Here is a 23,518-nt window from a genome sequence, read left to right as displayed (position 1 = left end):
AAACTACCTCATGCTAAAACAACTACTTGGACTCTGCCTTTTTCTGGCATTTTCCACACTTTCTGCTCAAATTACCGGTGAAATTTCTTCGGAAGATGATGAGCCTCTACCTTATGTAAATATCTATACAGAATCTGTTAATATTGGAACTACTTCCAACAATGAAGGTCTCTATGAACTTAAATTGAAGGAAACTGGTGAATACGTGATCGTATTCCAGTTTCTTGGATTTAAAACCCAGAAGAAGAAGGTCAATATCACTCAGTTTCCCTACGAACTTAATATCCAGATGATCTCAGAAAGTACCAGCCTGGATGAAGTTACTATACAAAATGATGAGAATCCAGCCAACAGGATCATGCGGCTGGCGATCGAAAATAGAAAGCAAAACTCGAACCGACTGGAAAGTTTTACGGCCGATTTTTATTCCCGGGGGTTATGGAGAATTGAAAATGCTCCTGAGAAAATTATGGGCCAGGAAATTGGTGATCTTGGCGGCGGACTCGATTCCACCAGAAGCGGAATCGTTTACTTAAGTGAAACTATTTCCAAGATCTCCTTCCAGAAGCCAGATGATTTTAAGGAAAATATCATTGCTTCTAAGGTTTCTGGAGATGATAATGGTTTTAGCCTCAACTCGGCACAGGAAGCTTATTATTCCTTTTACGAGAATACCATTAATTTGAACAGCGAAATGGTATCTCCGCTGGCAGATTATGGATTTAACTATTATCGCTACAAGCTGGCCGGTACTTTTTTCGATGATCGTGGTAATCTCATCAATAAGATCGAGGTGACTCCAAAGCGTAAGCAGGACCGAGTATTTTCAGGTTTTGTCTATATCGTGGAAGACCTGTGGCAAATTTATGGGATCGAACTAACCACTACCGGTACTGCCATACAGGTTGCACCAATCGAAGAAATAGTATTTAAGCAGAATTTTAAATATTCTGAAGAAAATAAGCTCTTCATCCAGATCTCCCAAAGTGTGGACTTCAGTTTCAAGATCTTTGGATTTGGTGGGAATGGAAGATTTACCGCAGTCTACAGCGATTATGATTTTGACCCGGGTTTTTCTAAAAATAGCTTCGGAAAAGAGATTTTAAGCTATTCACAGAATGCAAACGAAAAGGATTCGGTTTTCTGGGAGAAAGTAAGGCCTGTTCCTCTTACTTCAGAAGAAATTAATGATTATGTAAAAAAAGATAGCATCCAGGAATTTCGTAGTACCAAAAAATATCAGGATTCCGTAGATACCGAAAGAAATCAGTTTGGAATAACCGATGTGCTTTTTGGATATAGTTATAGAAATAGCTGGAAGAACAGATCTTTTAGTATTAGTGCTCCAGTATCAGGCATTGGTTTTAATACGGTACAGGGCTGGAATACTGATATTACCGTGAATTACACACAACGTACCGGCGAGGATCAGGAGAATTACTGGAGAGTCTTTACAGATATAGATTATGGGCTAAGTGAAGACCGATTGCGCTTAAATGGTGGTTTTGAGAAAAAGTTCAACAATTACAGTAAGGACTTTTTAAGACTTTCCGGAGGTGTGGAAAGCGCGCAGATCAATGCAAACGAACCTATTTCCCCGTTACTGAATAGCATCACTACTATATTTTTCGAAAGAAACTATATGAAGCTTTTTGAGAGAAGCTTTGCTAAAGCGGCATACGGCAGGGATATCTTTCCAGGTTTAAGAATCTTTGGCGAACTGGGATGGGAAGACAGAACGGCTCTATCAAATTCTACAGATCATGTCATCATCGACTGGGAAGATCGGGAATACACTTCCAACAATCCGCTACAGCCAAACAGCTTTGGAACCAGTTTATTTGAGGATCATCATCTTTTTAAATCCAGGCTGGATTTTGGAATACGCTTTGGTCAGAAATATATGAGCTATCCTAATGGCAGATATAACGTCTATGAGACCAAGTATCCAAAATTGAATATTTCATGGGAAAGCGGATTTGGAGCAAGTGAGGAGCAGTTCAATTATAATCAATTTAAGGCAAGAGTAGAACAAAGTGTAAAAATTGGCAATAAAGGAACTTTCCAATATATGGCCAACGGCGGACTATTTAGTAATGCGGAAGGAATTAGCCTGGTAGATTACCAGCATTTTAATGCGAACCAGACGCGAATTGGTTTCGGCAGTTACGTGGGAGCGTTTAACCTGATGCCTTATTATAATTTTAGCACTAATGAGAATTATGCTGAATTTCATGCAGAACATGATTTCCAGGGCTGGTTCTTGGGCAAAATTCCGCTTATCAATAAATTGAATTATAATCTTATTCTGGGCGCACATCGCTTAACGACAGACAACAGAGCTCCTTATTCTGAATATTCCATAGGTCTCGATAATATAGGCTTCGGAAAATACCGTTTTTTAAGACTGGACTATGTAGTTTCAGATTTTAACGGTCAGCGAGATGGCGCTTTTATCTTTGGTTTGAAGTTCTAAACTGAAGTATTTGTAATCTCAAACTTCAGAAGTATTTCTAAACAAAAAAGGCTGAAATCAATGATTTCAGCCTTTTTATAAATTCAGAAGAAATTATTCCTCTTCGTCTGTATTTTTTTCAGCTTTATCTTCTTTCGCAAAGCTGGTCATTCCATTCTCTACTAGAAGATTATACCACTGGATGATCTTTTTCATATCACTAGCGTATACACGATCTTCATCATAATCAGGAAGAATTTCAGAAAAGAATGCTTCCATTTCATTTTTGGAAACCTTGTGACTTATTGTCTTTTCTCCATTCTCTTTTTCACTAATCTTTTGAAAAACCTCACCTAACGGAATCTCTTCTGTGTAGGTATAGATTGCGATCTCGCTTAGAATACTTACGTTGTGACGCATGTTTACGGCAATTTTCTTCCCGTCTAACATAGATTTAGCAACAAAGCCGCCTCTTGTTTGCGCGGTAAGCTCATAAAGTCCCGGTTTTCCCGAAATAGCAAGAATTTTATCTAATCCCATAGTCTTTTTAAATTTAGGTTGGCAAATATCAAGTCCCAGACTTAATTATCAAAGCCTTTAGCGGGCTTTTTTCGCATTCGGAAAACGCATTTTATAATCTACGTTGATCTTTCCCTTCGAGATATTGCCTAATTTACTCTTAATCAATCTTTTCTTTAAACTTGAAAGCTTATCTGTGAACAACACACCTTCAATATGATCATACTCATGTTGAATGACCCTTGCAGCTAAGCCGCTATATTGCTCGACATGCTTTTCCCAGTTTTCATCGTAATATTCGATGGTAATATCTGGTTGACGAAAAACGTCTTCCCGAACATCTGGAATACTAAGGCAACCTTCACTAAAGGCCCATTCTTCACCGCTTTCTTCTGTGATCTCCGGGTTAATAAAAACTTTACGAAGATCTTTAAGTTCCTCTTTTTCAGCGTCACTTAAGTCATCATCTTCAGCGAAAGGAGCTGGATCGATCATAAAGATTCGAACAGGAAGACCTACTTGGGGAGCTGCCAGTCCAACACCATAAGCATTGTACATGGTATCCCACATATTATCGATCAAGGCATCCAGTTTTGGATAATCCTTGTCAATATTTTTAGCTTTTTTCTTTAAAACAGGATCCCCGTAAGCTACAATTGGTAATATCATTTTTTATATTTTTCGACTTTTCTATTTTAAAGCCGTCATTGTTCTACTTATAAAGCCAGGTTTGAAGAATGATCGTGGCACTAATTTCATCCACCAGTGCTTTATCCCTGCGCTTTTTCTTTTTCAGTCCGCTATCAATCATGGTTTGCACCGCCATCTTGCTGGTAAACCTTTCGTCAACCCGCTCCAATGGCATCTCCGGAAACTTTTCAGAAAACTTCTTCAGGAACTCCTGGATATGAACTTCACTTTCAGAAGGCATATCATTCATTCGCTTTGGTTCCCCTACTAAAACTCTTTCTACATTTTCGTCCTGAAAATAGGTGTTTAGAAAATTCAGCAGCTCAGGTGTTTCTACCGTTTTAAGACCAGATGCGATCATTTTCAATTCATCTGTAACGGCGACTCCCGTTCGTTTAGTACCATAATCAAGCGCTAAAATTCTGCCCATCTTCAAAATTTAGGCAAAGGTAAGGTTTATATTGGTTTGTCCATAAATATTGACTGATAGCTGTTATATTTGAAAAAAAATAGAAAATGGACCAGTTGAAAGCTACAATTGAAAAGGCATGGGAAAACCGTGACCTTCTAAAAGATACTGAAACTACAGATGCTATCCGAAAGGTGATCGACCTTCTAGACAAGGGAGAGCTTAGAACTGCTGAACCGTTAACAGATGGCTGGCAGGTGAATGAATGGGTTAAGAAAGCTGTAGTACTTTACTTCCCAATCCAGAAGATGGAAACTCTGGAAGCCGGTATTTTCGAGTATCACGATAAGATGCCTTTGAAAAAAGGATATAAAGAAAAAGGAATTAGAGTTGTACCAAACGCTGTAGCGAGGCACGGTGCTTATATTTCATCTGGCGTTATTCTAATGCCAAGCTATGTAAATATTGGTTCTTATGTAGATGAAGGTACTATGGTAGATACCTGGGCGACCGTTGGAAGTTGTGCTCAAATTGGTAAAAATGTTCATTTAAGTGGTGGAGTTGGTATTGGCGGAGTTTTGGAACCGCTTCAGGCAGCACCAGTAATTATCGAGGATAATGCATTCCTTGGATCCCGAAGCATTGTGGTAGAAGGAATTCGTGTAGAGAAAGAAGCTGTACTAGGTGCAAATGTGGTTCTTACTGCATCTACCAAGATTATTGACGTAACCGGCGATGAACCAAAAGAATTCAAAGGCTATGTTCCAGCAAGATCGGTAGTGATCCCAGGAAGTTATACCAAAAAATTCCCTGCAGGTGAATACCAGGTTCCTTGTGCACTTATTATTGGGAAACGAAAGGAATCCACAAATAAAAAAACATCATTGAATGATGCCCTTCGTGAGTATAACGTGGCAGTTTAGTAATAGGTTTGAAGATACTTGTAATACAAATGAAAATGATTGGGGACGTACTTACGTCCTCAATCTTATTTGAAGCCCTTCGGAAAGAGTATCCGGCCGCTCAGCTGGATTATCTAATTTACAAGCATACCACGCCCGTTGTAGAGAACAATCCTTTCATAAACAACATAATTCCCTTTGGTAGGTATCAGAGTTATTCTGGGCTTGCTAGAATTATCAGAAGTGAAAAGTATAATGTAGTTATAGACGTTCTCTCCAATTTCAAAACATCTATTTTGACAGGAATATCTGGTGCTGCAGTCAGAATTTCCTACGATAAAGTTTATACCAGGCGGGTCTCCACACATGTTTTCAGCAGGAAAATGGAGGCTAAAACTAATGCAGGAGAAGCAATAGAAAAGAGACTAAGATTGCTTTCTCCACTTTTGGATGATATTCCGCTAGAGATCAAACCGAAAATTTACCTCAAAAATTATGAGATAGAAAAAGCAGCTGAGACTTTAACTTCGCAAATTTCTGGTTCGAAAAAGATTATTATGGTTGGAGTTTTAGGCAGTAATAGAGAAAAAACCTATCCTCTTCCCTACTTGGCTAAGTTACTCGATCATATTGTAGAGATCACAGATGCTGATATACTATTCAACTATATACCAATTCAGCAAAGCTACATCGACTTGTTCTACGATCTTTGTAAAACAAGAACGCAAAAGAATATTTATTTAAATATATACCGACAAAATTTAAGAGAATTTTTATCCTTAACTTATCATTGTGATGCATTAATTGGTAACGAAGGTGGCGCAATAAATATGGCAAAAGCTTTGAATATTCCAACATTTGCTATATATACTCCTATGATAAATAAATCAAATTGGAATATATACGAAGACGGCAAACAAAATGTCTCCGTCCACATTGAGGACTATTATCCATATATCATAAAACCTAAATCCAAAATTGATAAGCGAACCAATGAAGCGCTATATAATCAACTAGTACCAAAATTGATTTTTCCAAAATTAACTAAGTTTTTAAAAAATCTCTAAAAATGAATTACAGGTTTCTTATATATATTAGTTACAGCTATGCATTTCCAATAGGAGAGCCTTTAGAACAAGAAATTCGCAAAATTGGATATACTGTTAAATGGTTTGCCGACGAACCAAGTACATATGCAAAATTTAGCGATGATAAAACGGTTCTTAAAAATATCCAAGATGTAATTTCTTATAACCCTCATATAATTCTTTGTATTACAAATAGTGTTGCAGATTTTTTATCAGGTTTAAAGGTTCAGGTATTTCATGGAATAGCACCGTCGAAGCGTAACTTTAAGAAGGGGCACTTTAGAATTCGCGGGTTTTTCGACCTTTATTGTACCCAAGGCCCGTCAACAACCAAACCTTTTCAGGATCTACAGATTGAACACAAACATTTTGAAGTAATAGAAACTGGATGGCCTAAATTAGATCCACTATTTCCTTTACAAAAAGCATCTAATCAAATACCTACAATACTAATATCATCTACTTTCAGTAAGAAGTTAAGTCTGGCATATAGAGATGATGTTATTGAAGAAATAAAACGTTTATCTGAACTAGGCAAATGGATTTTCAAGGTAGTTCTCCATCCAAAAATCCCTGCGGAACGTGTTGATAAGTTCAAGCAAATTGAAAGTATGAATCTCACTTACTACGACACGACAGATTTAATACCGCTTTTCAGAGAAAGTGATATTTTGTTTGCAGATTCCACCTCAGTTGTGACAGAGTTTTTACTTCAGGAAAAGCCTGTTGTAACATTTAGAAATTCCCAACCTGGACAGCACTTAATAAATATACAAGAGGTTGATGAGATTGAAAATGCTATAGAACGTGCGATGAAACCTGAAATTTATTTGATTGAAAATATACGAAAATTTAATCTCAGAATGCATCCATATAGGGACGGGAAATCCAGCGAAAGACTAATTGAGGCTTCCATAAAATTCCTGCATGCTGACAAAAATTATTTAAAACCTAAGCCGTTAAATTTTATTCGAAAACTAAAAGTGCGTAATAATCTAGGCGTCTACCCCTTAAGAACTTACCGGCAACCTCCAACATTGTAAATTTGGGTAAGTTATTTGTATTAATTAATTCCTGAAATCCGTAAATTCTATAAATGGAAAATCGTCTTTACACTATATAAGCAATTCTAAAGATTTAATTATGGACATTACAGCGACTTATTACTAATACGTTACAACCTTTGAGAGCCCAAGAACTTTATTCGTACATAGAGAATACCTTCGAGAGTGAATTCTGAAAATAGCTAACAACTTATATTTTTAGATTTACAATAAATTGTTTCAGCTTAAAGAGTAAAAAATTGAATTAAATAATATGACAGAACCCTTAAAAAATATAGAAGTTGATGCAGTCATCACCTGGGTCGATGGGAACGATGAAAATTGGCAAAAAAAAATAAATGCATATTCTGAAAATAAAATAAATTTCGCTTCCAAAAAACACCTTAAAAGATACAATTCTATAGGAGAAATTGAAATAGCCATCAAATCTATAATCAAATTCGCTCCATTTATTAGGAATATTTTTCTGGTAACTGACGATCAAACTCCCGAATCCTTTAATTCACTAAAATTATCAGCTCAAAAAAAAGATATCAATTTAGAAATAGTTGATCATACTATTATCTTTTCCGGATATGAAGAGTATCTACCAACCTTCAATTCATGTTCCATAATAAGTATGTTATTTAAAATACCCAACTTATCTGAGCATTTTATAATTTTTAATGATGATACTTTTTTAATGAAAAAGGTCTCTGTAGATGATTTTTTTATTGGTGGAGAACCAATAATAAGAGGTGAGTGGCAAGCTTTCAACGAAGATAAAAATTTACGAAAATTCTATCGGAAAGTGCTTGGATTGATGGGCAAGAAAATTGAAAAAGATAAAATTAGTTTCAAGCAGTTACAGCAGAATAGCGCCAAATTAGCTGGTATGGATAAATACGTGAGACGTTTCCACACCCCGGTAAGTGTGAGAAAATCAACCCTTACGAATTTTTTTAGCACAAACTCCTTACTCAGAAAAAATGTGCGACACAGGTTTAGAAATCAAGAACAATTTTTATTGTCTTCCCTATCTGAACATCTGGAAATTAAGAATAAAACTTATCACTACCGAAATTATTCGCAACTAACCTACTTTCGCTCCTACAAAAATTTAACCTCGACTAAATTAAAGTTGAAATGGTTTGAAAGAAACCAGAAGAAACTTTTCCTCACTTTTCAGACTCTGGATATGGCAAATGATAGAATATTAGAGTATATATTAAGTTGGATTGAAATACAATTTGGAGAACATTGAGATCTCTCAATTTCAGAAAATTAAAACTGTTTTTAGGTTTAAAATAATAGATACTTTGAAGTTCTGAGCATTCCTGCTAAATGCTAAATAGTAGCCTCAAGTACTATATAGTTCTACCCTCTTTGTATACCACTCTAAGAATTTGTGATCCTGGAGATTGCGTATTTGGAAAGAAGCTATATTCTATGATATTTTACTTTCTCATTATTCTTTTCATCTTCTTTTTTCTTTGAAACTTCTGCTGAAATTTACGCGTATAATACCACATTTTTTCAAAGACCTCATCTTCCGTTTTACCTATCAAACCTGCGTATTCATTCGCCATAATTTCAACCATTGCCTTCTTGGGAGTTAATCTGGAAAAATTCTGCATTCTAGCTTCAAACGATAAATTCTTGAAATTCATTCGGTTTAAATCAACGAGAAAAAAATGGTAATTATTAATATCCCTTTTTATAAGTGTATTCCCCGGAGAATGATCTAAAAACTGAATATCTTTTTCGTGAAGTTCAAATGTAAATCTTGTAAAAGCTCTAAGAATAATTTCATGATCGGGAAAATCAGGTTCTGTAATTAATTCGCGATAGGTTAGATCTGCATCTAAGTGTTCACTTAGATAGTAGCTACCACCAAAAAGAATACCTGAATTTTCTTCACAATAAGCTATTGGACTTGGAGTTCCCACACCTTTTTCTTTCAAAATTGTTGCGAAACTGAAAGAACGTTCAGCCTTAGATTTTCTTAGATATTTATAAGCAATTTTATTAATAAGATTGGGCACCTTAAATGATTTAACGTTTATGGTACCCTGTTCTAATTCAAAAGTTTTAATTGTATTCCTTCCTTTGTCGAATAAAGTTTTTCCTTCCTCATCAAATTCCCTAATGAGTAATTCAATTTGCTCTCTAGGAATTAAACTTTCAGGATTTACGGTAAATTTCATGCTGCAAATTTAAATCTTTACATATTTCTACAATATATAGCAAACCAAATTATTTTGATGCGTAGAAATTAGTCTCTTATAAATATAGCATTTTGGATATTCAAGCGAGGGAACTTGAATGCTAAGAAATTAATTAACTTCGACCAAAATATTTAGAATGTTAAATAGTTTAATTAAATCTTTTCAAAGAAAGCAATCCAGGAGAGAATCACTGAAACGAATTCAAAATGCAAATCAAACTAATATGGGCGTTGTTAATTTGCACCGCGTAAATCCTCAAAATGTAGGTGATTTTTATTGTGCTCCCCATCATTACTTTGAAAGCCTGCAAAATTCGGAGTTAGATATCTTCGGCCATCGAGAAACTGATAAGAGTAAACTAGATCATTTCGTAAATTCCATAAGCCGTAATTCGCTTATTATTGGCGGTGGCGGTTTACTCAACAGAGGTAGCTTTGAAAAGCAAATGAAGGTATTCGAACAACTTGCCTCAAATGATAAGAAAGTAGTGATGTGGGGAGTAGGACATAATTCGAAAAACTCTAAGAACTATAGAAAAATATACCAATACAATCTTGATATTTCGAAGTTTGGACTAGCTGGAACTAGAGACTTTTCAGCACCTGGTGAATATGTGCCTTGTGTTAGTTGTATGCATCCAATATTTAATGAAAGTTTTAGTTCAAAAAATGAACTGGGAATAATATTTCACACTGACAGCTTAAAGAGTCCGAGTCTAATTGAAAAGTTTTCTAGCATTCCAAATATTCCTAACAATGCAAGCCTTGAAGAAGTAATTAGCTTAATTGGTTCCTGTGAGAATATAATTACTAACAGTTATCATGGTATGTATTGGGGCATGCTTTTAAAAAAGAAAGTTTCGGTAGTTCCAAACTCTTCTAAATTCTTCGATTTTAAATATCAGCCAAATTTTACAACCTTTGAAGATTCGCTCACTGACTATAAGAAGGCACAATCTTACGATGGTATTTTAGAAGAGTGTAAATCTATTAATCAAATTTTTTACCATAAAGTTTCAGAGTACCTGGAATTACAATAAGGATTGCAAATGAAAATCTTACATCTGGCTTTAACTAAAAAATGGGGTGGAGGCGCGAACCAAATTCAAAATCTCTGTAAAGAACTTATTAACATTGATGATTTTGAGCTACACTTATTAACAATAGCTGATGGAGAATTTCATAAAAGAATTTCCGATAAAAACATCCATCTTCATGTTACCCCTATGGCTTTCAAAGCAGATCTGAGAGCCGCCATTAAATTAATAAGAGTCTGTTTAAAATATAAAATAGATTTAATCCATATACATGGCCCGACTGCACTAACTATAGCGGTGCTAGCTTATCATCTCAAAAAACTTCCACCCTTCATATTTAGTAAAAAGACAAGCTTCACTATTAGACAGAATAGAGGCACCTTATTTAAATATAATCACCCTAATTTAAAAAGAATTCTTTGTGTCTCAGAAAAAACAAAGGATATCAGCAAGCCAAGTATTCAGGATCATTCAAAATTAATAACTGTTTATCATGGAACGGATATTCACAGTAAATCTGGGCAACCTCCATTCAAATTAAGAGAGAAATTTAATATAGAGCCTGAGACAGTAATTGTAGGTATGATTGCAAATCACGTGAAACCAAAGGATCTTCACACCTGGGTTGCAGTGATCAATGAAATCGTAAATATTAAAAACAATACTAATTTTAGATTCGTCCAATTCGGAAGTTATTCTGAAATTACTAAGACACTAAAAAATAATATTCGAGAACTCAAATTGGAGAAGTATATAAACTTTCTGGGTTTTGTGCCGGAAGCTTCGAAATTTATTCCTCAATTCGATATTTCTTTGATGACCTCCCAAAGTGAAGGTATTCCGCAATTTATTTACGAAAGCTTCTATTACAAGGTTCCTGTGGTCGCTACGGAAGTTGGTGGAATTCCAGAAATTATTACGAACGGAGAAAATGGTTTTCTAAGTAGACCACATGACGGGGTGAGCCTGGCCAATAAATTAGTACTTTTGTCCCAGGACAGGTCGTTGCAGGAGAAGTTTACAAAAATCTCATACCAGCGACTTCTCGAAAGTTATACAACCGAAAGAATGGCGGCCAATACCTTGGCTCAATATAAAGAAGTGCTTTATGGAAAAAATGGAACAGGAAGTTAGAAATTGCATAGATGTCTTAAAAAAAGGAGGTATCATACTTTATCCAACCGATACAGTTTGGGGAATAGGTTGTGACGCGACGAATGCGAATGCCGTGGATAAGATATTTCAGCTTAAGAAAAGAGAAGAATCTAAAGCACTAATTTGCCTGGTTTCAAATTTCAAGATGCTGGAACAATATGTGGAAGATGTGCCGGAAACTGCCTACGATATTTTGAAGTATGCTAAGAAACCTACGACTATCATTTATGACAAGCCTGTACATATTGCAGAAAACCTGGTAAGCGATGATGAATCTCTTGGAATTCGTGTAGTAAGAGACACCTTTTGCTCAGACCTTATTAAAAAATTAAAACGTCCATTGGTATCTACCTCGGCGAATGTTAGCGGCCAGCCTACACCACAATCCTTTGATCAAATCACACCTCAAATTTTAAAAGGTGTAGACTATGTAGTAAATTTGCAGCGTTCAAAAAAATCGCTAAAACCATCAGCAATTATCAAGTTAAGTAACGATGGGCAGGTGAGTGTGATACGCAAATAAAGATGCCGAAATACCATAATTACAGCAAAGCTTTACATCATAAAATTTTTTCTGTTATTTCCCAGGCTGCAGATGAGCTTGGAGTCGACGCCTATGTGATTGGTGGATTTGTACGTGACCATATTCTTGAGCGCGGTGAACCTAAAGATATTGATATCGTAGCAGTTGGCAGCGGAATCGAACTTGCACAAAAGGTTTCAGATCTATTACCAAACAAGCCCAAGGTTCAGGTTTTTCAAAATTTTGGTACGGCCATGCTTCGAGCTAATGATATGGAGATCGAATTCGTGGGTGCGAGGAAAGAAAGTTATCGCAAGGATAGTCGCAAACCAATCGTAGAAAACGGAACCCTGGAAGATGATCAAAATCGGCGCGATTTTACCATCAACGCACTTGCTTTAAAACTGAATGCAAATGGTTTTGGAGACCTGCTCGATCCTTTTGATGGATATAAAGATCTTCAGGACAGGATCATTAGAACACCTTTAGATCCCGATATCACCTATTCAGATGATCCACTTCGAATGTATCGCGCCATTAGATTCGCTTCGCAGCTTAATTTTATGATCGAAGCAGAATCACTTTCAGCAATTAAAAGAAATAATAAAAGGATCAAGATCATTTCAAAAGAGCGCATCATGGATGAGCTTAATAAAATCCTTTTGAGTGCAAAACCTTCCAAAGGTTTATCTCTTTTATTCAAAGCTGGTCTTCTGGCAAAGATCTTACCTGAGCTAACCGCTTTACAGGGAATTGATGAAGTAGAAGGACAGACCCATAAAGATAATTTCTGGCATACTCTGGAAGTTGTAGACAATATTGCAAAGAATACCGATGATCTCTGGTTGCGCTGGGCTGCTTTGTTGCACGATATTGGAAAAGCTCCAACCAAGAAATTTCATAAGAAAATTGGATGGACCTTTCACGGCCACGAATTTGTGGGTGCGAAAATGGTCTTCAAATTATTTAAGCGGTTGCGACTTCCGTTAAATGAGAAAATGAAGTTCGTGCAGAAAATGGTTTTGATGAGTTCGAGACCTATTGCGGTAGCAGACGATCATGTGACCGATTCTGCCGTACGCCGACTTATCTTTGATGCCGGAGATCATATTGAAGACCTTATGACGCTCTGTGAGGCAGATATCACGACCAAAAATCCTAAACGCTTCAGAAAATATCATAATAACTTTCAACTGGTTCGGCAAAAGATCGAAGAAGTGGAAGAGCGCGATCATGTTAGGAATTTCCAGCCTCCTGTAAGTGGTGAAGAGATTATGAGCACTTTTGGAATCACTCCTAGCCGTGAAGTTGGTCAAATTAAGGATGCCATTAAAGAGGCGATTCTTGAAGGTGAAATTCCGAATGAGCACGACGCTGCCAGGGATTTTATGCTGAATATGGGTAACAAACTTGGATTGAGCGTTGCGGAAAAAAGTTAGGCTTTAAATAAATATTGCTATGTATAGAAATTGGGTCAAAATCTCGTTAATCCTGGTTTATCTTGTAATAGTTGCCGGCGCCGTGGTTAGAATGACTGGCTCAGGCATGGGCTGCCCAGACTGGCCAAAATGCTTTGGATACTACATTCCTCCTTCTGAAGTTTCAGAAATTAAATTCCAGCCGAACAGAGCTTATGAAGAAGGACAGGTGATCATTGTAGACGAAACCTTAAAGGTTGCTGCTTCAGATTTTACTTCGGCAGAAAATTATAATTCCAATAACTGGGAAAGTTATGAAAAGCATGACTACGCCATTTTCAACCCAACTCATACCTGGGTAGAATATATCAATCGGCTTGTAGGAGCTCTAGCAGGAATTGCTGTCCTGATTATGGCAATACTCTCCTTTAAAAAATTCAGAAAAAGTAAAAGAATTACGATCCTATCCTGGCTGAGCGTATTTATGATGGGATTCCAGGCATGGCTTGGAGCTACCGTGGTATATTCGGTGCTGGCTCCGGCCAAGATCACTATTCATATGGTAATGGCCCTGGTGATCGTGGCGGTCTTGCTATACCTATTGTATATAAGCCGGGAACACACTTCAGAAAAATTTAAAACCAGTACATTTCAAAATCTTCTAATTGCCGCCGTGATCCTAACGCTCATACAGGTGGTGATGGGTACACAGGTTCGACAATTTGTGGATGAGCAGGTTCGAAATTTCGGCTATAATACTGAAGAATTATGGCTGGCCGACCCGAATCTTACTTTTTATATTCACAGATCTTTCTCTATAATAGTGCTGCTTTTGAATGTATTCTTATGGTGGAAAAATCGCCAGAATAACTTATTCCAGTCCAGGGTGAATTGGGTAATTGTCTTTATTCTACTGGAAGTTGCAACTGGAGTCGCTATGTATAATTTCGACTTCCCCTTTCTATCGCAACCACTTCACCTGGTGATAGCCTCCCTCCTGTTTGGTGTTCAATTCTACCTGTTAATGGAGACTATTTATGCGCCTGAAAAGATTAAAAAAACGTAACTTTGCCCTCCAATTTTTTGAGATATGATATATAGATTTCGTGTAATTTTAGATGCTAAGGAAGATGTTTTCAGAGATATCGAAATGTTGCATGACAGCACATTGGAAGATCTTCATAATACTATCGTTCAGTCTTTTGGATTCGACGGAACCGAAATGGCTTCTTTTTACATAAGTGATGAGGAATGGAACCAGGGTGAAGAAATTCATCAGTTCGATATGAGTGGAAATGATACTTCTATCAAATTGATGAATGAGACAAAGCTTGATAGTATTCTTTCTGAAAAGGAAACGAAGCTTATCTACGTGTACGATTTTCTAAAAATGTGGACTTTCTTCGTGGAGCTTGCTCAAATTGCAGAAGCTGAAGAAGGAACAGATTATCCAAACCTGATGTATGTTCATGGACAGATTCCTGACGATGCTCCGGAAAAGGAATTTACAGGTGAAAATGAAGATGGCTCACCAGATGATGATGGTTTTGATGATAGCTACGGAACCGATGGTTACGATGATTTTGAATTCGATGAGAACTGGAATTAAGTAGCATTACTTCAGAAAGAAAACTAACTTTTAAAATAACTTCAGAAATATATGATCAATCTTTTTAATGCGCAGATAGAATCGCTATCTATCCACAGGGTTGGAAATAAGAATCGAGGTGAAAACATCTTTCTTTCCGCTTCTACCTTTAAACTTGATGATGAGATCAAACCTCTTATCAAGGAATATTTCCTGAAGCCTTTCCGCGAAAAAGAGGAATCATATTATCGTTTTCACCATGAAACCGATATCGAGTTCAACGAGCTGTACAATCTTTCTAATAAGATCTTTGACGATCCATATAACACCCACGAATATTCCAAGAAGATAGCGACCTTATTATATGAGCAATCTACTCATCCGCATATTAAAAGCGGTGAAGTTTATGTAGTTTACTTTGAAGGAATGCAACTGGATAACATCAAAGTTCCGGCAATTGGCATTTTTAAATCTGAATTAAAGCATGATTTCCTGCAGTTTGAACAAAGCCAGAGCAATTTGGAAATGGTCGTGCAGCAGGGTGTAAATTTGCAGAAATTGGATAAAGGCGCGATTATCTTCAATAGCAACCAGGCTGAAGGTTTTAAAATTCTTTCTGTTGATTCTAACCGCTATGACACGAAATACTGGTTGGAAAACTTTTTAGGAGTAGATGTGCTGGCAGATGAGAATTATTTCACTAAGAATTACCTCAACTTTGCCAAGAATTTTGCGAAGGACGTGGTATTGCCTGCGGAAGATAAAAAACAGGAAGTAATGTTCATGAACCGAAGTATGGATTACTTCGCTAAGAACGATGACTTCGAGGAGTCAAATTACATCAATTCTGTGATCGATAATCCAGATCTTATCCCTGAATTTCAGAATTATAAAACTGAAAAAGCTCCAAAATATAAAGTTGAAGATCTCACCAGTTTTCCCATCGCCAACAAAGCGGTGACAGATGCACGTAAGAAGATCAAAAACGTGATCACCTTAGATACGAACATCCAGATCAAGATGGATTTTGTTAGCGCAGAGTCGGCTGAAAAATTCGTGGAAAAAGGTTGGGACGAAGATAAGCAGATGTATTATTATCTCGTTTACTTCAACAAAGAGGAAAAGAAATAGCATAAAGACTTAGAAAAAGCGGTGAATTTTTCACCGCTTTTTTTTAATCCAGCATACGTTGAGTATTTACATTTTCATAATTTCTTCTCACGAAATCCAGCGCGGTTCGCAGGATCTGTCCCATGGTACTTGCCCTTTTAAACTTCATATCCTTAGAAAAGGCATATAGTTGATTTCTAAGCATTTTCACATTATCCTTAGTAGAAACGTGGTCATTGATCATACAGCGAATGAGCTCTTTATACCTGCTTTGGGTATTGATCATTCTCTTAGCCAGCAAGGAACGCTCTTCTTTTCTGTATTGTTCTATAGATGAGTTTTCAAGTTTATCTGAAACCAGTTGCACCATCTGGAAGTTCTCTTTAAAAAACTGGGGACGGTATACTTTTAAATTACCCTCGAAACACTGCTGATCAAAATCGATCGCCCGAATCTGATACTCCACATGGTCGAAATCATGAGTTGGGATCACCACGTAATTATAAGATCTCATATCTCCTAATAAACGCACGGTACAGCGTTCATTGAACTTTACGAACTGCTTGGCGATCTGGGTTTGTGCCCGAAGATCACATTTTGGTAAATGGTCTTCAATAAACACATCGCCGGGAATTCCTGCAATATGCTCCTCAATCAAAGTGTCTTTATATACCAGAAAATTGATCCTATGTGGAGAAAGTAAATGCTCAAATTCAAGTCCGTATAACCTGGAGGCATCAGCTTTTTTCACATAGAAATAGGTGAAACTATCATTGAGAATATTCCGGACTTTTATTCTGAAGGGTTTTGAATTTCCGAAGGTGCAATAGTCGATCGCATCGACATTTAGATAATTAAGAGAATCGTCACTACCATCGGAGTGTAGGATGGTATATACCTTTTTAAGACTGTTATCGATCTCTACACGTTCAAATTCGGGATAATAACAACGCACCCAGAACGTATCCTCATCATGCTGATCGTACACCACTATAGAACCTGAAAATCTGAGGAGATCATCATAAAAAACTGGAATCTTAGTATTACGGTTATATTTCTGAAGATAACGGTTAAAGCGTTCGTTCACGGGGAACGCCGGCTTCTTTTGTGACATCAGTTTTTCTTCCATAAAATCCCTCGTTTTGCTCAAAAATAAGCTTAATATGCTAAAACTTGTAACAAAAGTCTAACTTCGTCAACACATATCAAACAATTCATCAATCTTGGAAACAATACTAACACTAAACAATCTTACCAAAAAATTTGGCGGAATGACCGCCGTGGACAACCTGAGTTTCAGCATTGAAAAAGGGAACGTCTACGGTATACTTGGACCCAACGGAAGCGGTAAATCCACTACGCTTGGAATGGTTCTTAATGTCGTGAACAAAACTTCAGGCGATTTTCGCTGGTTCGATGGCAACACCTCTACACATAATGCTCTAAAAAAGGTGGGCGCCATTATCGAGCATCCTAACTTTTACCCTTATATGACCGCGGCACAAAATCTGGCCCTGGTTTGTAAGATTAAAGGCACAAACAAAGCAAAGGTTCAGGAGAAACTGGAGATCGTGGGTCTGCTCGACAGAAAGGATAGTAAGTTCAAAACTTTTTCGCTAGGAATGAAACAACGTCTGGCTATTGCTTCTGCTCTGCTTAACGATCCTGAAATCTTAATTCTGGATGAACCTACAAACGGACTCGATCCACAGGGAATTCACCAGATTAGGGAGATCATAAGAAAGATCGCCTCTGCTGGAACTACCATTTTACTGGCATCACATTTACTTGATGAAGTGGAAAAGGTTTGTTCTCATGTAGTTATCATTCGGAAAGGCGTAAAACTATATAGCGGTCCCGTTGACGAAATCGTTAGCAGCCACGGATTCTTTGAACTGAAAGCCGGCAACATGATAAGACTTCAGGAATTGCTTGAAAGGCATCCTAAAATTGGCAAAATCACTGATAAAGAAGGAATGCTTACTGCTTTCATCGACGAACCAATGGAAGCAGAAGAAATCAACCGCTATTTATTTGACCAGGGCTTGTCCTTATCATTTTTGATAAAGCGTAAAGAAAGCCTGGAAGAACAATTCCTTCAATTAACCAACCAAACCGCCGAAGCATAATGTTACGTTTACTTGAAATAGAATACAATAAATTACGATATAGCAGATCTGCCAGGATCCTGATCATCACATATTTTATACTCATCACATTTATTGCCCTTATCGCCTCTATTGAATTTAATATTGGCCAGATACAGTTTAGAGTTGCAGACCAGGGAATATTTAATTTTCCTTATATATGGCATTTTAATAGTTATATCGCTGCACTGCTAAAGATCTTTCTTGCGATCGTCATCGTTTCCATGATGTCGAACGAATACAGCAACCGTACGATCAAACAGAATCTTATTGATGGATTGAGTAAAAAGGAATTTATTCTTTCCAAATTTCTCACTGTACTGGTGTTTTCTGGAATATCTACGATCTTCCTTTTTATAGTAACTATTATCCTTGGCTACTCCTTTTCAGATTTTACTGAATTTTCTATAGTAGTTTCAGACCTGGAATATCTGCTGGCTTATTTTGTTAAGCTAACCGGATTCTTTGCATTCTGTATGTTTCTTGGAATACTGATCAAAAGATCTGCATTTGCACTAGGATTCCTGGTAGTCTGGGCCATTTTTGAAAGCATTCTTTATGGCGTTCTTAATTTCAAGGTCTTCAAAGGAACCGATATTGCCACCAATATTATGCAGTTTTTCCCTCTGGAGTCAATGAGTAATCTTGTTGTAGAACCATTCTCCAGGTTGAATGCGGTACAAGCAGCAGCCAACCAGATTGGTGGAGAATTAGATAAAGATTATGGCATCCACTGGTACCAGTTACTCATTGTGATCGCCTGGGTTTTCATATTTGTATACCTTTCATTATTTCTACTTAAGAAGCGTGATTTATAGACTTATTTTATAGCTTTACGTTAGTATGAAGTTGAAAGTGATCCTTGCCATATTCCTGCTGCCGACACTCATGTACGGCCAGCAGGAAGCAGCAAACTGGTATTTTGGCGTTGGCGCTGGGTTATCCTTTACTTCAGGCGAGGCTGTTCCGCTTACCAATGGAGTTCTAAACACTATCGAAGGTTCTGCAAGTATCTCAGACAGAAACGGAAATCTGCTTTTTTATACTGATGGTTCTACAGTTTACAATCGCAATCATCAGGTGATGTTGAATGGGAGTGATCTTAAAGGAAATGTTTCCAGTACGCAATCGGCGATCATTGTTCCGAAGCCTGCAAATCCCGGGTTCTATTATATTTTTACAGTGGATAAACCAGATTACTTTCGGGTCACTAACGATCCTATTGAAGGTGTTCATTTTTCTGAAGTAGACATGAGTCTTGACAATGGAAATGGTGGCCTTATAACAGGTACTAAGAATACTCATCTGGTTACCTACGATCCTTCAGATCCCGTGGAAAAAGAATTCAAAAGTTCTGAAAAGATTTCCGCAGTCATCGCGGGAGATTGTGTTTCGTACTGGGTGGTCACTCAGTTTACTAATAAATTCTACTCATTTAGAGTAAGTTCCGCAGGAGTAAATACGAGCGCAGTGATTTCCACTATCAATAATAATTTTCCTCCCAGGATCAACGAACAGGATCTAAACGTTACAGCTCCTGGCTATATGAAGATCTCTCCAGATGGAAATTATCTGGCTGCGGCTTATAGTGGAACCAGTATTGGGAGTCCGCGTTCCGGAGGTGCTAAGAAAACTGGAAAGGTATTTCTCTACGATTTCAATGATCTTAGTGGTAGAGTTTCCAACGAAAAATTGCTTCTGGCCAATGCCTATCCATACGGCGTGGAATTTTCTCCGGAATCCACAAAACTCTACGCAACTTCCAATAATTATAATACAGAAGATGTGTTACAAAATGGTGAATTATATCAATTTGATCTCCAAGCTACAGATATTGCTTCTTCAGCTACTTTGATAAATTCCTCCAGGAATGTTGCTGGAGCCTTACAGTTAGCACCTAATGGTAAGATATATCGCGCTGGTTACTCTACTGATGGTGGCTTCGTTAGATGGAACTTGATGTCTGTGATCAACGAACCGGAAGAAGACGCTGCAAACGTAAATTACCGACACAACAGTTTAGATATTTCTCCCAAAGTCGTTAGACTCGGTCTGCCCCCATTTGTACAGTCGCTTTTCAACAATAATTTTGAATATGAGAATATCTGCCTGGGACAGACTACAGAATTTACCGCAGGAGATGCCTCGAAATATGATTCTTTTATGTGGGAGTTTGGAGATGGTGCCACCTCAACTGCCTCAGCACCTATGCATGTTTACAGTGCAGCAGGAACTTACACGGTGAGTCTTACAGGGATCATCAATGGAATTCCTCAGGATCCGGTTTGCGAAGAAGTGACCATTTTTAAAATTCCCAATGTACCATCAGATTTTATTCTGAAACAATGTGATGTTCAGGATTCAGATCCAACCGATGGAATTGCAACTTTTAATCTTCAGCTTGCGAAGGAAGAGTTATCACAGGGTCAATCGGGTATTCAGCTTTTTTTCTACGGAAGTGAGGCAGATGCCATTGCCGATGTGAACAACGAACTTACCCTGGATAACATCTACCGGAACAATGCTCCTAATGAGAAGGTTTTTGTGAAAATTAGTGGCTTCGGAAGTGATTGTTATGATATAGAAAGCTTCAGACTTCAAACTACTGAAAGTGTAGATCTATCACTGGAAACAGCTACAGGCTGTGATCTGGGAGATGGTACGGCTGAATATAATCTGGGTACTATTGCTGAAAATGCAAGAAACGATCTTGGCTCAAATTCTGATGTTCAGCTGAGCTTTCATACTTCTGAAGATGATGCGATTCTTGGCACTAATGCGTTGCCTGATAATTATGTTACAAGCCCAAAAACCTTATATATTCGGGCAGATGCAGATAATATTTGCTATGGATTTGGAAGTATAGATTTGGAAATGACCGGTTTCCCGGCAGTTCAATCCTTGATGAGCCTGAATGGATGTGCAGCAGATTTCCCGGTAATTCTAGGTAATGACCTTGATCTTCCTAATCCTGAAGAATTCGATTACACATGGAGTACCGGCGAAACTGGTAGAACTATCGCCGTTAACGATTCTGGCAGCTATTCGTTAAGCCTTACATTAAAGGAATCTGGCTGCGGAAGATCAATCGAATTCAATGTCGAAAAATTTGAAGCTCCTGAAATTTCTGAAATAGAGATTTCCAATAACGGCAGCGAAAATGATCTCTTAATTTTTACCTATTCAACCGATGAAAATACGGTTTATGCCCTTGATAATATCAATGGACCCTATCAATCTAATCCGGAATTTCGAGGAGTTCCCGGAGGGCAACATACTGTTTATGTTAAGAACAGCATGGGATGTTCGACTGGCGAAATGCAGGTTTCTTTATATGGTCATCCGCCGTTTTTCACTCCAAACAATGATGGTTCGAATGATCTTTGGAGGCCCTACGATATTTCTGAACCCGGATTTAAATTTCAGAAAATTATAATTTTTGATCGGTATGGAAAGATCGTAGCCATGCTTCCCAGAGAAACTAAAGGTTGGGATGGCAACTTTAACGGCAGGCCGATGCCGGCAGATGATTACTGGTTTGAAGTAAGTCTCGAAAATGGTAAGGTTTTTAAAGGACATTTCTCCCTTATAAGAGAATAACATGAAATTATTAAGAATTTTAATTCTCTTTCTTACGTTCCCTACACTTTCCTGGGCTCAGAATCCTGTAAGCGATTGTAGTGGAGCGATTAAAATTTGTGGCGATGGCAGGATTTCCAGCAATGCAGATGGCATAGGCACCCAGGAACTCAATGGTACCAACAATTGTGCAAGCCAGGAGACTAACTCCCTCTGGCTGGAGATCGAAATCACCAAAGCGGGATCATTAGGCTTCAATTTAAAACCTACCAGCAGCGATATCAATGTAGATTACGATTTCTTTATTTTTGGTCCGAATACCAGCTGTAACAACCTTGGAAACGCAATTCGCTGTTCTACCACGAATCCTAATGCCGCCGGTTTAGGATCCAATTTCACCGGTTTAAACGCTAGGTCAACAGAAACAAGTGAAGGACCTGGGCCAGATGGTGATAGCTTTGTTGCAAATCTCGATGTACAGCCCGGCGAAACCTATTTTATCGTGATAGACAGACCTGTGGGAAACAGTCCGTTTGAACTGGAGTGGACAGGAACAGCTACTACCGGCGGCTTTCCTTTTCCAGATGGCCCTCAATACAATGAAGGCATGGACCTGGAAACCTGTAATGCGAACGGCAGCGCGATTTTCGATCTTAGCCAGAATACACCTGTAATCAATATCCAGAATAGCACTACTCTAACTTACCATGAGACCATTGCCGATGCTACTGATGGTATTAATGCTTTGAGCGATAGTTACACCAGTAATGTCCCAAGTAGATCAATTTTTGCCAGAATTGAAAATGATCTTACCGGTTGTTCAAAAATCACAGATTTCACCCTTACTATCAATGATGGACCTCTGGTTGCCCAAGATTTAGAATTTGAGCAATGCGATCTGGACAAGAATAATCTCGCTGACTACGAATTAAGTGATCTAAATAACGAAATTCTGAACGGTATCAATGGAGCTCACGATATCGCCTTTTTCACTTCGGAAAATGCCGCCCGGGAAAATTCCAACGCTATTTCAAGTTTGTATACTTCAGCAGGAGCAGAAAGCCTGTTTGCAAGAACTTCCGAAGCAGGAAATCCTGATTGCTTCAATATCACGAGAATCGAACTTATTCTAAATGAACCTCCCAATGTGGAAAGCTTTTCACTCGTTCAGCCTGTTATCAATTCAAATAGTAATACTGTAGAAATTAACTTCCCAAATGCAGAATCATATGAATATTCCATAGGCAACGAAAATGGTCCATTTCAAACAAGTACAATTTTCGAGAATGTAAACTCCGGTTTTCAGGATCTTTACATCCGTGATCTAAAGCAGTGTGCGATTATCAAAACACAAATTGCCATTATTGGGTATGATAACTTTTTTACTCCCAATCAGGATGGCATCAATGATTTCTGGCAGTTAGAAGGCATTAGCAGCGAAACAGCTGCCTCCAATAAGATTAGCATATTTGACCGCTACGGAAAATTAATATCAAAACTAACTGCGGCAGACAAAGGTTGGGACGGTACATTTGATGGTCAGCCTATGCCGGCAGATGACTACTGGTTTCGAGTCTTACTACAAACTGGTCAGGAATTTAAGGGTCATTTTTCACTTGTTAGGTAAA

General features: G+C 37.7%; 21 protein-coding genes. 16 read left to right on the top strand and 5 right to left on the bottom strand.

Annotated features, from left to right (window positions below; all coding sequences use genetic code 11):
• The first annotated feature begins 10 nt into the window (after window positions 1–10).
• Complete coding sequence (locus tag JM79_RS05475) at window positions 11–2,476, top strand: DUF5686 and carboxypeptidase regulatory-like domain-containing protein (protein WP_141877181.1); 2,466 nt, start codon at window positions 11–13, stop codon at window positions 2,474–2,476.
• Between the two features lie 93 nt (window positions 2,477–2,569).
• Here JM79_RS05475 and JM79_RS05470 read toward each other — a convergent pair whose 3' ends face one another.
• From JM79_RS05470 to ruvX, 3 genes are read right to left on the bottom strand one after another with little or no spacing between them, the layout of a single operon-like run.
• On the bottom strand, window positions 2,570–2,995 hold the full coding sequence (locus tag JM79_RS05470) for a DUF5606 domain-containing protein (protein ID WP_141877180.1): 426 nt from the start codon (window positions 2,993–2,995) through the stop codon (window positions 2,570–2,572).
• Between the two features lie 57 nt (window positions 2,996–3,052).
• Entirely contained in the window at window positions 3,053–3,643 is a 591-nt protein-coding gene (gene def / locus JM79_RS05465; RefSeq protein WP_141877179.1) for a peptide deformylase, read from the bottom strand.
• Window positions 3,644–3,686: 43 nt separating this feature from the next.
• Window positions 3,687–4,094, bottom strand: coding sequence for a Holliday junction resolvase RuvX (ruvX, locus tag JM79_RS05460; protein WP_141877178.1), 408 nt, complete (start codon window positions 4,092–4,094; stop codon window positions 3,687–3,689).
• A gap of 86 nt (window positions 4,095–4,180) precedes the next feature.
• On the opposite strand from ruvX, the gene JM79_RS05455 reads away from it, so the two are divergent.
• The 4 genes from JM79_RS05455 (at window position 4,181) to JM79_RS05440 (ending at window position 8,370) form a co-directional block, all read left to right on the top strand.
• Window positions 4,181–4,996: a 2,3,4,5-tetrahydropyridine-2,6-dicarboxylate N-succinyltransferase gene (locus JM79_RS05455; RefSeq protein ID WP_141877177.1), complete on the top strand. Its 816-nt coding sequence runs from the start codon at window positions 4,181–4,183 to the stop codon at window positions 4,994–4,996.
• A 29-nt stretch (window positions 4,997–5,025) separates the two neighbouring features.
• A complete protein-coding gene (locus tag JM79_RS05450) occupies window positions 5,026–6,042 on the top strand; it encodes a glycosyltransferase family 9 protein (protein WP_347707201.1) in 1,017 nt (338 codons plus the stop codon).
• Window positions 6,043–6,044: 2 nt separating this feature from the next.
• Entirely contained in the window at window positions 6,045–7,106 is a 1,062-nt protein-coding gene (locus JM79_RS05445; protein ID WP_141877175.1) for a CDP-glycerol glycerophosphotransferase family protein, read from the top strand.
• Between the two features lie 274 nt (window positions 7,107–7,380).
• Window positions 7,381–8,370: a Stealth CR1 domain-containing protein gene (locus tag JM79_RS05440; protein WP_141877174.1), complete on the top strand. Its 990-nt coding sequence runs from the start codon at window positions 7,381–7,383 to the stop codon at window positions 8,368–8,370.
• 193 nt (window positions 8,371–8,563) lie between these two features.
• On the opposite strand, the gene JM79_RS05435 is transcribed toward JM79_RS05440, so the two are convergent.
• Window positions 8,564–9,313: a lipopolysaccharide kinase InaA family protein gene (locus JM79_RS05435; RefSeq protein ID WP_141877173.1), complete on the bottom strand. Its 750-nt coding sequence runs from the start codon at window positions 9,311–9,313 to the stop codon at window positions 8,564–8,566.
• A gap of 157 nt (window positions 9,314–9,470) precedes the next feature.
• Here JM79_RS05435 and JM79_RS05430 point away from each other — a divergent pair, with 157 nt between their 5' ends.
• From JM79_RS05430 to JM79_RS05400, 7 genes are read left to right on the top strand one after another with little or no spacing between them, the layout of a single operon-like run.
• On the top strand, window positions 9,471–10,373 hold the full coding sequence (locus tag JM79_RS05430; RefSeq protein WP_141877172.1) for a polysaccharide pyruvyl transferase family protein: 903 nt from the start codon (window positions 9,471–9,473) through the stop codon (window positions 10,371–10,373).
• Window positions 10,374–10,382: 9 nt separating this feature from the next.
• Window positions 10,383–11,504: a glycosyltransferase family 4 protein gene (locus tag JM79_RS05425; protein WP_141877171.1), complete on the top strand. Its 1,122-nt coding sequence runs from the start codon at window positions 10,383–10,385 to the stop codon at window positions 11,502–11,504.
• Window positions 11,479–12,048, top strand: a complete 570-nt coding sequence (locus JM79_RS05420) for an L-threonylcarbamoyladenylate synthase (protein ID WP_141877170.1) — start codon at window positions 11,479–11,481, stop codon at window positions 12,046–12,048. Before JM79_RS05425 ends, JM79_RS05420 begins: the two co-directional genes overlap by 26 nt.
• Before the next feature lie 2 nt (window positions 12,049–12,050).
• Entirely contained in the window at window positions 12,051–13,487 is a 1,437-nt protein-coding gene (locus JM79_RS05415) for an HD domain-containing protein (protein ID WP_141877169.1), read from the top strand.
• A gap of 19 nt (window positions 13,488–13,506) precedes the next feature.
• Window positions 13,507–14,532 (top strand): COX15/CtaA family protein, encoded by a 1,026-nt coding sequence (locus JM79_RS05410; protein ID WP_141877168.1) that lies wholly within the window; start codon window positions 13,507–13,509, stop codon window positions 14,530–14,532.
• A gap of 24 nt (window positions 14,533–14,556) precedes the next feature.
• Window positions 14,557–15,075, top strand: a complete 519-nt coding sequence (locus JM79_RS05405) for a plasmid pRiA4b ORF-3 family protein (RefSeq protein WP_141877167.1) — start codon at window positions 14,557–14,559, stop codon at window positions 15,073–15,075.
• 51 nt (window positions 15,076–15,126) lie between these two features.
• The gene (locus JM79_RS05400) at window positions 15,127–16,185 is read left to right on the top strand and encodes a nucleoid-associated protein (protein WP_141877166.1); all 1,059 of its coding nucleotides are present in this window, start codon (window positions 15,127–15,129) and stop codon (window positions 16,183–16,185) included.
• Window positions 16,186–16,228: 43 nt separating this feature from the next.
• Here the strand turns inward: JM79_RS05400 and JM79_RS05395 are convergent, their stop codons facing one another.
• Window positions 16,229–17,293, bottom strand: a complete 1,065-nt coding sequence (locus JM79_RS05395; RefSeq protein WP_141877165.1) for a hypothetical protein — start codon at window positions 17,291–17,293, stop codon at window positions 16,229–16,231.
• 94 nt (window positions 17,294–17,387) lie between these two features.
• On the opposite strand from JM79_RS05395, the gene JM79_RS05390 reads away from it, so the two are divergent.
• From JM79_RS05390 to JM79_RS05375, 4 genes are read left to right on the top strand one after another with little or no spacing between them, the layout of a single operon-like run.
• Window positions 17,388–18,293, top strand: coding sequence for an ABC transporter ATP-binding protein (locus JM79_RS05390; protein WP_141877164.1), 906 nt, complete (start codon window positions 17,388–17,390; stop codon window positions 18,291–18,293).
• Window positions 18,293–19,129 (top strand): ABC transporter permease, encoded by an 837-nt coding sequence (locus JM79_RS05385; RefSeq protein WP_141877163.1) that lies wholly within the window; start codon window positions 18,293–18,295, stop codon window positions 19,127–19,129. The genes JM79_RS05390 and JM79_RS05385 overlap by 1 nt, the downstream gene beginning before the upstream one ends.
• Before the next feature lie 25 nt (window positions 19,130–19,154).
• Window positions 19,155–21,911: a T9SS type B sorting domain-containing protein gene (locus JM79_RS05380; protein ID WP_141877162.1), complete on the top strand. Its 2,757-nt coding sequence runs from the start codon at window positions 19,155–19,157 to the stop codon at window positions 21,909–21,911.
• Window position 21,912: 1 nt separating this feature from the next.
• On the top strand, window positions 21,913–23,517 hold the full coding sequence (locus JM79_RS05375) for a T9SS type B sorting domain-containing protein (protein ID WP_141877161.1): 1,605 nt from the start codon (window positions 21,913–21,915) through the stop codon (window positions 23,515–23,517).
• The last annotated feature ends 1 nt before the right edge of the window (window position 23,518 follow it).

This window comes from Gramella sp. Hel_I_59, from assembly GCF_006714895.1.
Classification (GTDB): domain Bacteria; phylum Bacteroidota; class Bacteroidia; order Flavobacteriales; family Flavobacteriaceae; genus Christiangramia.
This window is presented reverse-complemented; position numbering and strand designations above follow the sequence as displayed.

What these genes read in the sequence shown, in the direction of transcription:
- JM79_RS05450 (WP_347707201.1), top strand. Translation starts at nt 5,026, where the DNA reads ATGAAAATGATTGGGGACGTACTTACGTCCTCAATCTTATTTGAAGCC.
- JM79_RS05445 (WP_141877175.1), top strand. Translation starts at nt 6,045, where the DNA reads ATGAATTACAGGTTTCTTATATATATTAGTTACAGCTATGCATTTCCA.
- JM79_RS05420 (WP_141877170.1), top strand. Translation starts at nt 11,479, where the DNA reads ATGGAAAAAATGGAACAGGAAGTTAGAAATTGCATAGATGTCTTAAAA.
- JM79_RS05470 (WP_141877180.1), bottom strand. Translation starts at nt 2,995, where the DNA reads ATGGGATTAGATAAAATTCTTGCTATTTCGGGAAAACCGGGACTTTAT.
- JM79_RS05425 (WP_141877171.1), top strand. Translation starts at nt 10,383, where the DNA reads ATGAAAATCTTACATCTGGCTTTAACTAAAAAATGGGGTGGAGGCGCG.
- JM79_RS05400 (WP_141877166.1), top strand. Translation starts at nt 15,127, where the DNA reads ATGATCAATCTTTTTAATGCGCAGATAGAATCGCTATCTATCCACAGG.
- JM79_RS05430 (WP_141877172.1), top strand. Translation starts at nt 9,471, where the DNA reads ATGTTAAATAGTTTAATTAAATCTTTTCAAAGAAAGCAATCCAGGAGA.
- JM79_RS05415 (WP_141877169.1), top strand. Translation starts at nt 12,051, where the DNA reads ATGCCGAAATACCATAATTACAGCAAAGCTTTACATCATAAAATTTTT.
- JM79_RS05455 (WP_141877177.1), top strand. Translation starts at nt 4,181, where the DNA reads ATGGACCAGTTGAAAGCTACAATTGAAAAGGCATGGGAAAACCGTGAC.
- JM79_RS05385 (WP_141877163.1), top strand. Translation starts at nt 18,293, where the DNA reads ATGTTACGTTTACTTGAAATAGAATACAATAAATTACGATATAGCAGA.
- def (WP_141877179.1), bottom strand. Translation starts at nt 3,643, where the DNA reads ATGATATTACCAATTGTAGCTTACGGGGATCCTGTTTTAAAGAAAAAA.
- JM79_RS05440 (WP_141877174.1), top strand. Translation starts at nt 7,381, where the DNA reads ATGACAGAACCCTTAAAAAATATAGAAGTTGATGCAGTCATCACCTGG.
- JM79_RS05375 (WP_141877161.1), top strand. Translation starts at nt 21,913, where the DNA reads ATGAAATTATTAAGAATTTTAATTCTCTTTCTTACGTTCCCTACACTT.
- JM79_RS05380 (WP_141877162.1), top strand. Translation starts at nt 19,155, where the DNA reads ATGAAGTTGAAAGTGATCCTTGCCATATTCCTGCTGCCGACACTCATG.
- JM79_RS05435 (WP_141877173.1), bottom strand. Translation starts at nt 9,313, where the DNA reads ATGAAATTTACCGTAAATCCTGAAAGTTTAATTCCTAGAGAGCAAATT.
- JM79_RS05475 (WP_141877181.1), top strand. Translation starts at nt 11, where the DNA reads ATGCTAAAACAACTACTTGGACTCTGCCTTTTTCTGGCATTTTCCACA.
- JM79_RS05410 (WP_141877168.1), top strand. Translation starts at nt 13,507, where the DNA reads ATGTATAGAAATTGGGTCAAAATCTCGTTAATCCTGGTTTATCTTGTA.
- JM79_RS05395 (WP_141877165.1), bottom strand. Translation starts at nt 17,293, where the DNA reads ATGGAAGAAAAACTGATGTCACAAAAGAAGCCGGCGTTCCCCGTGAAC.
- JM79_RS05405 (WP_141877167.1), top strand. Translation starts at nt 14,557, where the DNA reads ATGATATATAGATTTCGTGTAATTTTAGATGCTAAGGAAGATGTTTTC.
- ruvX (WP_141877178.1), bottom strand. Translation starts at nt 4,094, where the DNA reads ATGGGCAGAATTTTAGCGCTTGATTATGGTACTAAACGAACGGGAGTC.